An 11,510-nucleotide genomic window follows, 5' to 3' on the forward strand; every position below is an offset into this window, starting at 1 on the left:
AGCGCCGCTTCTTCCGGCTGCTGGGTATCGGCACAGAGGCGGGCCAGATCGAGACAGGCCTTCGGTGTCGGCGCGACCGCCAGTACCGCTTCCAGATAGCTGCGCGCCTTGCCCCACAGACGGTTGGCGAGGCAGACATGACCGGCGACCTGCAGCAGTTCCGGCTTCTCGCCATACAGCGCCAGCCATTGCTCGACGGTCGCCAGCTGGCCGATCGGATCATTGGCATGCAGATCGCCGTAGAGCAGCGCCAGATCGCCATCCCAATCGACCGACAGCGCCTGCGCGATCAGCGCCAGCGCTTCGGAATCGGCATTCAGCCGGGCCAGGCCGCGGACATAGACCAGGCGCACTTCGCGATCCTCGCGCTGGCTGCCGGCCGATTCCCACAGCGCTTTCAGCACCGGCAAGCGGGCTTCATCGATCGCCTGTTGCATCAGCTCGCGCAGCGCCCGGCTCATCAACTGCTCGCGACGCTTGGCGATGATCGCGCCTTCGCTGGCCGGCTCCAGCAGTAGTTCGCGCAGCGCGGTCCAGTCGCCAAGCGCGGCATGGCTTTCGGCGAGCAGTTCGATCGCGAACGGATGGCGGGGATCCTTCTCGCGCAACTTCAGCGCGGTCTGCCGGGTGGCTTCGAACTCGCCGCGCTTGCGCTGCAGATCGGCCTGCGACAGCAAGGTGGCGAACTCGTGCTCCGGGCTGTTCAGCATCGCCAGACGCAGATAGTGATCACGGCGATCCGATGCCGCCTGACGTTGCGCGGCGCGGGCAGCGGCGAGGTAGTTCAGATGCGGCGCATGGTGATCGCTGGCGCGCTTGACCAACTCGCTTTCAGCGCGCGCCCAGTTGCCTTCGAACAAGGCCAGCAGGCCGTTCTCGAAGGAATCACGGGCACGATCGGAGCGGCGGCGGTCCACCGCTTCGCGCAGGCTCGTCGGCAGGCGAAACGCGAAGCCGGACAAGCGCACCACCAGCCAGACCACCAGGAACCACAGCGCCACGCCGAACACCAGTACCGCCAGCGAGGTCTCGACCACCCACGGGCCGTAGTTGATCAAGACATAGCCGGTGTCCGGCCGCAGCAGCAGGATGGCGACGAGGCCACCGACGAAGACGACGAGCAGAAACAGGAAGATGACGATCACGGGGCGGGGCGTTCGGTCAGCGCGGCGTCGCGTCGAGATAGGCGCGCAGCAGGCCGAGACTACGGCCCAGCTCCGGCAGCGGCGGATCCAGATCCAGGCTCTGCAGGCGATCAAGCTCGGCACGGGCGCCAAGCACCGCCGGATCATCGCTGCGGTAGTAATCGTCGAGGAAACCTTCGACATCCTCGATGGTGGCGCGCATCACCCCGGTCTGGTGCGAGAGCAGCGCGGCGCGCGCGGTTTCCAGCTTCATCAGCAGCAATTGGCCGACCAGCACTTCCTGCTCCGGCGGCAGCAGGCGATCCACCGGCTTGTCGTTGCGGCGCAGGATGAACACCGCGCCGAGCACTTCGCGGAACGAGGACCAGCCACGCGACCAGGCGCTGCTGTCGCCAGCCGGCTTCAGATCGCGCGACGGCCCGGAGTCGACGACCGAGGTCTGCGCCGGCGTCCGCGAACGCTGCGGAAACTGCGGCGCGCGGCGGATCAGTGCCGACAGGCTCAAGGCGGAGGCTTCGAGATCGACACCGGGCAGCGCCTGCAGCGCGCCGCGTTCGGTGGCCAGCGATTCACGAATCGCGAACAGCTGCGGCTCGGCGAGCGCGCCGAGACGGTCCTGCGCCAGGCTCAGCGCATCGGCCGCGCCCTTGGCGTCATGAGCCAGACGGGCACGCTCGTTGGCGATCAGCAACAGCTGCTCGACGGCGACCAGCTGGGCGCGACTACGGCCGCCCTGGATGGTGGTGTTGATACGGGCCAGCGTGGCATCGGCATCGTCGGCGCGGCTGGCCAGCGAGCCCAGCGTGTCGGTGTTGCGGCGCGCCGCTTCGGTGACATCACTCTGGCGCTGGCGCAGTTGCTGAATCTCGGCGCTGGCGTCGCCAAGCTGGCGGCTGAGCCGGCGCAGCAGGGTGTCCTGGGCGGCAACGGTTTCCTCGGTCGCAGCACGCTGCTGCCACAGCCGCCAGCCCGCGTAGCCGGTGCCGGCCAGTGCGACGATCAGCAGCAGGCTCAGCAGAACGGGCCAAACCGAACGGCTTGATGTCACGCGAGCAGGGACTTCGTATTCGGTCATGCGTTCGGGGAGTGGCCGGGGCGGTGGCGCGACAGGACTTCGAGATAGGCCGCATCGCTGATCCGTTGCGGCAAGAGAGGCTGGTGCACGAAGCCCAGAATCCGCGCAGTTTCTACCACACGCGGCGACGGCACGGCCAGTTGCAGCGCTTGCAGCCGGGACTGCGCAGCAGGCGGCGTGAGGGCTGCCAGACGTGCCAGCGCTTCGCCACTCGGGATGATCGCGAAGTTCGCTTGCCCGAGTAGTTCGGCGATCCGTTCCGGCGCGTGGTCGATGGCGACGCGCCGATAGACCGCCAGCACCTCGACTTCAGCCTGGCGCGCGCGCAGGCCGGCTTCGAGCAGCGGCAGGGTCTGCTCGCCAGTGACGATCAGATGGCGCTGGCCATCGATTTCCTGCAACGCCGGATGGCGCAACAGTGCTTCGGCACCATCACCGTCCTCCGGCGCCAGCACCGTGGTGCCGGTCAGGCCGGCAAGTGCAGCGGCGGTCACCGCGCCGACGGCAGCCAGCGGCGGCCATGGCGGCGGCAACAGCTCTGCGGCGTGGCGAACGGCGTTGCTGCTGGTGAACAGCCAGTGATCGAACGAACGCGCGTCCTGCAGGCGACGCGCCGCCGCCGGAGGATCGGCAACCGGCGCGATCTCGAACAGCGGCAGACGCAGGACCCGGCCGCCGGCCTGCTCGATCAGCGCGCAGAGCGCATCGGCCTGCTCCGCCGGACGCGCGACAAGGACGGTCAGACCGTCCAGCCGCGTCGTCTGCTCATGCATGGATGCCGAGCTTGGCGAGGATGTCGCGAGCGCCGTTGGCGAGCAGGCGTTCGGCAAGCTGCACGCCCAAGGCGGCGGCTTCCGAGGTTGGGCCTTCGATCTCGTCACGGACGCAGGCCGAAGCATCCGGTGCAGCGACCAGGCCAGTCAGCCGCAAGCGATCGCCGGTGATCACCGCGTGGCCGGCGACCGGCACCGTGCAGGCACCACCGAGCCGCGCGTTGAGGCCGCGTTCGGCGGCCAGCCGGATCGCCGATTGCGGATCGTGCAGCGGCGCCAGCAGCGCGCGGGTGGCGGCATCGTCGGTCCGGCATTCGATGCCGACCACGCCCTGGGCGCAGGCCGGCACGAAGCGGTTCATGTCGAAACGTTCGCGAATGCGCGCTTCGAGCTTGAGCCGGATCAGGCCGGCGGCAGCGAGCAGGATGGCGTCGTACTGGCCTTCGTCGAGCTTGCGCAGCCGGGTGCCGACATTGCCGCGCAGTTCCTTGATCACCAGGTCCGGCCGCAACTGGCGCAACTGGGCCTGACGGCGCAGCGATGCGGTACCGACCACCGCGCCCTGCGGCAGCTCGTCCAGCGCGGCATAGCGGTTCGAGACAAAAGCGTCGCGCGGATCTTCGCCGGCCAGGAAGGCGGTCAGCACCAAGCCATCCGGCAACTGCGCCGGTACGTCCTTCATCGAGTGCACGGCGATGTCGGCGCGGTTCTCGAACATCGCCGTTTCCAGTTCCTTGACGAACAGGCCCTTGCCGCCAACGGTGGCGAGGCTGCGATCGAGCAGCTGGTCGCCGAGGGTGGTCATCGGCACCAGGGTGACCACGGTACCGGGATGGGTGCGCTCGATCAGCGCCTTGACGTGCTCGGCCTGCCACAGCGCCAGCGGGCTTTCGCGGGTTGCAATTCGGATCGGCAAGACGGGACTTCCTTCAGCAGTCGTGGGCGTGATCAGTCGAGCGTCTTGTCGCTGCCGTCGTCGGTCAGGAAGCGGCGCACCTCGGCAAGGCGGCGGCGGCTGACCGGCAACAGCGTTGCGGCATGGCGCACTTTCAGCCAGTGCTGGGATTCATCACCCTTGCCGCGTTCCAGGCCGGCGATGAAGCGGGTCGCGACCAGTGCCTTGCGGTGCACGCGCAGGAACCACGGCGCGAAATCGTCTTCCAGCGTCTTCAGCGATTCCTCGATCAGCACTTCGCCGTGCAGATGGCAGACCGTGGTGTATTTCTGGTCGGCGAGAAAATAGACGATGTCCTCGGCCGGCACCCGCACCAGACCTTCGCGCGTGGTGGCCAGCACGAACTCGCGGGCCGGCTTGGTGCCGGGCAGCGCGATGGTCGGCTTCTGCGCACGCGACAGCTTGCGGATGCGCTGCAGCGCTTCCTTGAGCTTTTCCTTGCGCACCGGTTTCAGCAGGTAGGCATCGCCCTGGGCGTCGAAGGCGCTCAGCGCATGCTCCGGGTAGGCGGTGATGAAGATGATGGCCGGTGGCATGTCTTCTTCCTTGATCGCGCGCGCCACCTGCAGGCCATCGACCATGCCCATGCGCACGTCGAGCAGCACCACGTCCGGCTCTTCCTCGCGGATCATCTCGATCGCCGCTTCGCCATCGCCGGCTTCACCGACGATTTCGTAACCCGGGAATTCCGCGACCAGACGCCGCAGGCGCTCGCGAGCCAACGGCTCGTCATCAACGATCACGACTCTCATGCTTCACTCCTCCTGGGCGATGGGCGCGTTCAATTCCGCGCCACTATGCAAGACATACGGCAAACGCAGGCGCGCACGGAACAGCGGTCCGAACTCATCCCGGTCATCTCCGAGGATCAGCTTGGCACGCTCGCCGTAGATCAGCTTGATGCGCTGCGCAATATTGGTGATGGCAGTCCCCGTGTCCGCCCGCTTCGGCGAGTCCTCGGGCGGGATCGGATTCTCGACATCGATGATCAGGAACTCGCCTTCGCGGCGGGCGATGACGTGCAGCATGCCGCGCGCGCGCAGCCGTGACACGCCATGCAGCACGCCGTTCTCGACCAGCGGCTGCACGGTGAGGCGCGGCACCTGGGCATCGAGCACATTGTCCGGCACTTCCCAGTTGACCAGCAGCTTGTCACCGAGGCGGATTTCCTCGATGCGCATATAGCCTTTGACGATCTCGATCTCCTCGCGCAGCGGAATCAGCCGCTGGCGCGAATCGAGGCTGACCCGGAACAGGTCGGCAAGATCGATGACCATTTCCTCGGCCACGTCCGGCTTCGAGGGAATCAGCTCGGCCAGCGAGTTCAGCGCGTTGAACAGGAAGTGCGGACGGATGCGCGCCTGCAGCGCCAGATAGCGGCCATCGGCCTCGGCGCGAGATTCCTCCTGCCACTGGTGGTGTTCCCAGAGATAGCGCAGCAGCAGCAGGCCGACGATCGCGGCGATGCAGACATTGCGCAGCACGAACGACCAGGCTTCGGCCGGCGGCAGCAGATTGAGCGCGAAACGCAGATCGAGCAGCCAGGTCGCAGTGCTGACGCCGAAGGTCACCAGTACCAGTACGAACCAGCAGATGAAGAACAGCACGCCGCTGGGCAGCGCCGTCATGAAGCGGCGGACCATGCACAAGGCAGCGGCGGCGCAAAGCCCGGTCCACTGCAGATACAGCGACAGCAGCAGCAACTGGCGTAGCGCCTGCTGGCTGTCGGAGCTGCCGACGGCCAGGGTCAACACCACTGCGATCAGCTCCATCACATAGGCCAGCGTCAACAGCGAATTCGCCCGACAGAACTCCGGGATCAGGCTGTTTTCCGAGTGGGCGGCGACTTCGAATCGCTTCATCGACGAAGCCTATCGGAAGTCTCCGGGGTCTGTCTCCGGGGCTATAGCCCTCGCCTTACAATAGAAGCCCGGCCGAAGCTGAAATCCGCTCCTGGCTGACTCGATCTCTCCCCGTTTCCAGCCGTGCCGCGCCGACAATGACTCCCGCCGATCCCGTTTCCCCGAAGACCCCGCCCGCCGCCAAACTCTGGGGTGGCCGCTTCGCCGAAGGCACCGATGCGCTGGTCGAAGCGTTCTCGGAATCGGTCAGCTTCGATCAGCGCCTGTGGCGGCAGGACATCGCCGGAAGCACTGCGCATGCGCGGATGCTAGGCCGAGTAGGCGTGCTGAAAGCGACGGATGTCGAGGCCATCGTCGACGGCCTGGCGCAGATCCGCAGCGAGATCGAAGCTGGCCGTTTCGAGTGGCAGGTCGCGCTCGAAGACGTGCACATGAACATCGAATCACGGCTGACCGCGATGATCGGCGACGCCGGCAAGCGCCTGCACACGGCGCGCTCGCGCAACGATCAGGTCGCCACCGATCTGCGCCTGTACGTCCGCGATGCGATCGACGAACTGGTGATCACCATCGGCGTGCTCGCCGACGTGCTGCTCGACCTCGCCGAGCGCGAAGCCGACACCATCATGCCGGGCTTCACCCACATGCAGATCGCCCAGCCGGTGACCTTCGGCCATCACATGCTGGCCTGGCGCGAACAGGTGTTGCGCGATCGCGCCCGCCTGCTCGACGTGCGCAAGCGCGCCAACGTGCTGCCGCTCGGTTCGGCAGCGTTGGCCGGCACGGTCTACCCGATCGACCGTCATTTCGTCGCCGAGCAGTTGGGCTTCGACAGCGTCTCCGAGAACTCGCTGGACGCGGTCAGCGATCGCGATTTCGCGATCGAGTTCGTCGCATCCGCCGCGCTGGCGATGGTGCACCTGTCGCGCTGGAGCGAGGAGCTGATCCTGTGGTGCACGCCGATGTTCGGCTTCGTGAAGCTGCCGGATCGCTTCTGCACGGGCTCATCGATCATGCCGCAGAAGAAGAACCCGGACGTGCCCGAACTGGTGCGTGGCAAGACCGGCCGCGTGGTCGGCGATCTCAATGCGCTGCTGGTGCTGATGAAGGGCCAGCCGCTGGCCTACAACCGCGACAACCAGGAAGACAAGCCACCGCTGTTCGATGCTCACGACACCTTGTCGGCGAGCTTGCGGCTGTTCGCGGCGATGCTGCCGAACGTCACGGTCGAACGCGCCACCTGCCGCGCCGCCGCGTTCAAGGGTTATTCGACGGCGACCGATCTCGCCGACTACCTGGTCAAGCGCGGCCTGCCGTTCCGCGATGCGCACCACGCGGTCGGCTCGGCCGTCGGTCATGCCGTGAAGAAGGGCTGCGATCTTTCCGAGTTGTCGCTCGATGAGCTACGCGGCTTCTCTGTCTTGATTGAAGCCGACGTGTTCGACGTGCTGACGCTCGACGGCTCGGTGAATGCCCGCAATCACTGGGGCGGCACCGCGCCGGCGCAGGTGCGCGCGGCGATTGCGAGAGCGCGCAACCGCGGCTGATCGCGGTCGTCGGCCGATCCCGATGTAGAAAACGCCCGGCGAGGGGTTATCATCGCCCTCCAGTGAACAAGCGTTCTCGTTCGACCCGGCGATCACAGCCAGGCGAAAGCGGAACGCCTCATAACGGGAGGGGACAATGGGCATCGTGAACTTCGGCAGGGCTTCCCTGCGCGCCGCCGGCATCGCCGTGGCCATCTTCCTCGCAGCCTGCGGCGGCAGCAGCGCCCCGGACGGCTCGACGACGACAACGCCGGCAGGCAGTGCTGACTGGTCGACCTTGGGCGGCCGGGAGGCCGCTGCTACTGACGGTGTAGTGATCGGCAGCAACAGCAACGCCAGCTGGACCACCTACGATCCGCCGGCCGCGCACGCCGGCATCGCGCGCATGCCGGTGCAGTACATCACCATGCACGACGGCATCCGCCTGGCCTCCTACGTGACTCTGCCGGCCGATGCCGCTGGCAATCCGGCGACCGGCCCGTTCCCGGTGGTGCTGGTGCAGACGCCGTACAACGGCGTGGTCGGTAGCCAGGTCGACGCCCTCGGCGGTGCCGATCCGTACATCGTCCGGCACGGCTACGCGACGGTGGTCGTCGACGTGCGCGGTACCGGGCAGTCCGGAGGCGTCTGGGAAGCGTTCGGTGAAACCGAGCAGGGCGACTACGCGGAAGTCACCGAGTGGGCGGCCACCCAGCCGTTCAGCGATGGCCGCATCGGCCTGTATGGCGTTTCCTATCTCGGCATCTCGACGATGCTGACCGCCGCCCAGCACCATCCGGCCGTGAAGGCCGCGTTCCCGATCGTGCCGATCGGCGACGGCTACCGCGACATCGTCTTCACCGGCGGCCAGATCAACCCGACGTTCATCCCGCTGTGGCTGAGCCTGATCACCGTGCTCGGCGTGACCAACCCGACGGCGCTGACCGATCCGGCCAACGGCCTGCCGATCGTGCTCGAACACCTTGCCAACGCCGCGCTGAAATTCCAGGCGCCGCTGATCCTCAACGCCTTGGCTGGCGATCCGGACACCGCCTACGACGGCCCGTTCTGGCGCACCCGCTAGCCGCTGGAAGTGCTCGATGCCGTCACCGTGCCGACCTTCGTGGTCGGTGGCCTGCGTGACCTGTTCCAGCGCAGCGAGCCGATGAGCTACGAAATCCTGAAGCGCAAGGTGCCGGCGAAATTGCTGATCGGCCCATGGACTCATCTCGACGCCGCGTTCGGCGCCGGCCTGCCCGCCGACGGCGTGCCGCTGATGAATCAGATCCAGCTGCGCTGGTTCGATCAGTACGTGAAGGGCCTCGACGTGGGCGCGGAGACGATTCCCAACGTCACCCAATGGGTCTACGGCGCCGAGCGCTATGTGACGGCCCGCGACTGGCCACATCCGGATGCCCGCGCGCTGCGCCTGTTCCTGCACGGCAGCCGCCTGCTCAGCGCAGAGGCACCGGCCGCCGGCGAGCCGGTCAACCGCGCGCTGCAGGTGCCGATCGCCGGCCTGTGCTCGGCCTCGACGGTGCAGTGGACGGCTGGCGCGGCCGGCTACATCCCGCTGCCCTGCTTCGAGAACTCGAACGCCTCGGATCGATTGTCGATCGTCTACGAGACCGCCGCGCTGACCGAGCCGATGTATCTGAACGGCCCGATCCAGGCCGACATCTGGATGGACAGCACTGCCGGCGACGCCGGCCTGTCGATCCGGGTCTCGGATGTCGATGAGCGCGGCATCGCGCGCACGCTGACCGACGGCCTGCAGACGGCGTCCTTGCGCGCCGTCGATGCCAGCAAGAGCCGGACGCTCGATGGCCAGATGATCCAGCCTTGGCATCCGTACACCCAGGCCTCGGTCATGGCACTGCCGAGAGGCGAGCCGGTGCTGGTGCCCGTGGAAGTGTTCCAGACCAGCGCCCTGCTCGCGCCCGGCCACAAGCTGCGCGTCTCGGTAGGCGCCAGCAATCTGCCGCAGGGCGTGCCGCCGCTGCCGAGCCTGCTGCAGTCGCTGGCCGGTATTCTAAGTATCTACAACGACGCGGCACGGCCATCGAGCGTCGTGCTCCCCGTTGTCCCTGCCACCGCATTGAACTGAAGCCTCATGCCCCATCTGATCACGCGCGACGGCGCCCGCCTTCACTATCTCGATGTCGGCCTCGGCAAAGGGCCAGCCTGCGTGCTGCTGCATGGCTTCGGCATGCAGGGCGCGCTGTGGCTGCCGGTGATCGCGCCGCTGCTGCTGAAGCAGCGCTTCATCCTGCCGGACCTGCGCGGCTTCGGCGGTTCGCATGGCCTGCGCATCACCACGCCGCAGCTGATCAACCAGCACGCCGATGACCTCGCCGATCTGATCGAGGGTCTGGGCCTTGATCAGGTCCGGCTCGCGGGTCTGTCGATGGGCGCCTGCACGGCGATGGACTACCACGCGCGCTACGGCTTCGATCGCGTGCACAGCTATCTGCACATCGATCAGGCGCCGCGGATCATCAATGGCGACGACTGGCAGCACGGCATGCTCGGCAGCGTGCAAACCGAGCGGCTGGCCGACTGGAGCGATCTGCTGCACCGCCTGAAGATCTATCGCGACACGCCGTTCGAGCGCGTGCCCGGCCATCTGCGCCAGCGCTTCTGGGCACTGCTCGCCGAGTTCCTGGGCTTCGCGTTCAGCCATCGCGGCTGGCGCGGCGCGGCCAGCCTGACCCGTTACGACCAGCTTGCGAAACGCCTGGTGCCGACCACCAACTGGACGGTCTACGTCGACTCCCTGCGTTCCTATCTGGAAGACGGCTTCGACTGGCGCGAGTCGATGAGCACGATGCAGAAGCCGATGACCGTGATGATCGGCAGCCGCTCGGCGATGTATCCGGCCGAGGGCCAGCGCTTGCTCGGCACCCTGGTACCGCACGCCAGGCTGATCGAGTTTCCGAATTCGGGCCACGTGATTCCGTTCGAATCACCGCGGCGCTTCATCACCGAGTTCGGGCGCTTCCTGCGGGCCGCTTGAGGCCCGCTGTTCAGCTCAGATAGGTATAGCCGCTCAAGCCGGCTTCGAGTTCGGAAAGCAAGGCACTACGCGTTGCCGGCGGCAGATCGGTCGCCGCGAATTTGCGGCGATAGCTCTGGGCCAGCGCTTCCGGTGCGAGGTGCACGTAGCGGAGCAGCTCGTCGGTGCGGTCGCCATGCTCGGCGCCTTCGAGCCGCCAGGAGTCGCCTTTGACGACGACGTTCACTGCGTTGGTATCGCCGAACAGGTTGTGCATGTCGCCGAGAATTTCCTGGTAGGCGCCGACCATGAACAACGCCAGCCGATAAGGCTCGTCGGCTTTCAGTTCATGCAGCGCCATCGTCGACACCACGCCTTCGCGATCGACATAGAGATCGAGGCGGCCGTCGGAGTCGCAGGTCAGATCGCAGAGTCGGCCACGGATCGATGGGCGCTCGTTCAGGCGATGGATCGGCACGATCGGGAACACCTGATCGATCGCCCAGGCATCGGGCACCGACTGGAACACCGAGAAATTGCAGAAGTACTTGGCCGACAGCTTTTCGCGCAACTCGTCGAGGGTGTCGCGCTCGGCGCGGATGGTCGGATCGAGCTTCGGCAGTACCGCGCGGGCGACGGTGTAGTAAGCGCGTTCGGCGTAAGCGCGATCACGCAATGGGATCAAGCCAAGCGTGTACTGGGTCTGGGCATCGGACAGATAGTTGGCGGCGTCGTGCAGGCACTCGATCGGGCCGTCGGCGTCGATGTGGCTCGGCAGTTCGTGCAATGCGCGCAACGCGGCCGGCGCATCGGCATGCGGCGCTTCGAGCACGCCGCTGGGCGCGACTTCCGAATCGACCACCGAGGTGATCAGCACCGCGTGATGCGCGGTCAGCGCGCGGCCCGATTCCGAGATCAGGTTCGGCTGCGGTTCGCCGGCGGTTTCGCAGACCTCGGCCAGGGTGCGGATGATGTTGCGGGCGTATTCGCGCACCGAGTAGTTCATCGAGCAATAGCTGCGCGAACGCGTGCCTTCGTAGTCGACACCGAGGCCGCCACCGACGTCGACGGTATCGACCGGCGCGCCGAGTTTGCGCAGTTCCACGTAATAACGCGCCGCTTCGCGCATGCCGCGCGCCACGTCCTGCACGTTGGCGACCTGCGAACCGAGATGGAAAT

At 66.8% G+C, this 11,510-nt stretch carries 11 protein-coding genes; 4 read left to right on the forward strand and 7 right to left on the reverse strand.

Annotated features, from left to right (window positions below; translation table 11 throughout):
• The 6 genes from Q0D45_RS18395 to Q0D45_RS18420 form a co-directional block, all read right to left on the reverse strand.
• Positions 1-1,145: heme biosynthesis HemY N-terminal domain-containing protein (locus tag Q0D45_RS18395; RefSeq protein ID WP_293396242.1), on the reverse strand; the 1,145-nt coding region annotated here is incomplete at its 3' end.
• A 16-nt stretch (positions 1,146-1,161) separates the two neighbouring features.
• The gene (locus Q0D45_RS18400; RefSeq protein ID WP_293396245.1) at positions 1,162-2,220 is read right to left on the reverse strand and encodes a uroporphyrinogen-III C-methyltransferase; all 1,059 of its coding nucleotides are present in this window, start codon (positions 2,218-2,220) and stop codon (positions 1,162-1,164) included.
• Positions 2,217-2,993 (reverse strand): uroporphyrinogen-III synthase, encoded by a 777-nt coding sequence (locus tag Q0D45_RS18405; protein ID WP_293396248.1) that lies wholly within the window; start codon positions 2,991-2,993, stop codon positions 2,217-2,219. The genes Q0D45_RS18400 and Q0D45_RS18405 overlap by 4 nt, the downstream gene beginning before the upstream one ends.
• Positions 2,986-3,909: a hydroxymethylbilane synthase gene (hemC, locus tag Q0D45_RS18410; protein ID WP_293396250.1), complete on the reverse strand. Its 924-nt coding sequence runs from the start codon at positions 3,907-3,909 to the stop codon at positions 2,986-2,988. The genes Q0D45_RS18405 and hemC overlap by 8 nt, the downstream gene beginning before the upstream one ends.
• Before the next feature lie 32 nt (positions 3,910-3,941).
• On the reverse strand, positions 3,942-4,700 hold the full coding sequence (locus Q0D45_RS18415) for a LytTR family DNA-binding domain-containing protein (RefSeq protein ID WP_293396253.1): 759 nt from the start codon (positions 4,698-4,700) through the stop codon (positions 3,942-3,944).
• Between the two features lie 3 nt (positions 4,701-4,703).
• Complete coding sequence (locus tag Q0D45_RS18420; RefSeq protein ID WP_293396255.1) at positions 4,704-5,810, reverse strand: histidine kinase; 1,107 nt, start codon at positions 5,808-5,810, stop codon at positions 4,704-4,706.
• Positions 5,811-5,947: 137 nt separating this feature from the next.
• On the opposite strand from Q0D45_RS18420, the gene argH reads away from it, so the two are divergent.
• From argH to Q0D45_RS18440, 4 genes are all read left to right on the forward strand, one after another.
• On the forward strand, positions 5,948-7,357 hold the full coding sequence (gene argH, locus Q0D45_RS18425; protein ID WP_293396258.1) for an argininosuccinate lyase: 1,410 nt from the start codon (positions 5,948-5,950) through the stop codon (positions 7,355-7,357).
• Between the two features lie 136 nt (positions 7,358-7,493).
• Positions 7,494-8,420: a CocE/NonD family hydrolase gene (locus Q0D45_RS18430; RefSeq protein WP_293396261.1), complete on the forward strand. Its 927-nt coding sequence runs from the start codon at positions 7,494-7,496 to the stop codon at positions 8,418-8,420.
• Positions 8,421-8,429: 9 nt separating this feature from the next.
• Positions 8,430-9,443, forward strand: a complete 1,014-nt coding sequence (locus Q0D45_RS18435) for a CocE/NonD family hydrolase (protein WP_293396264.1) — start codon at positions 8,430-8,432, stop codon at positions 9,441-9,443.
• Between the two features lie 6 nt (positions 9,444-9,449).
• The gene (locus tag Q0D45_RS18440; RefSeq protein WP_293396266.1) at positions 9,450-10,352 is read left to right on the forward strand and encodes an alpha/beta hydrolase; all 903 of its coding nucleotides are present in this window, start codon (positions 9,450-9,452) and stop codon (positions 10,350-10,352) included.
• Between the two features lie 10 nt (positions 10,353-10,362).
• On the opposite strand, the gene speA is transcribed toward Q0D45_RS18440, so the two are convergent.
• Positions 10,363-11,510 (reverse strand): biosynthetic arginine decarboxylase (gene speA, locus Q0D45_RS18445; RefSeq protein WP_293396269.1); only part of this gene is annotated, 1,148 nt, incomplete at its 5' end.

It is taken from the genome of Nevskia sp., assembly GCF_023266035.1.
Classification (GTDB): domain Bacteria; phylum Pseudomonadota; class Gammaproteobacteria; order Nevskiales; family Nevskiaceae; genus Nevskia.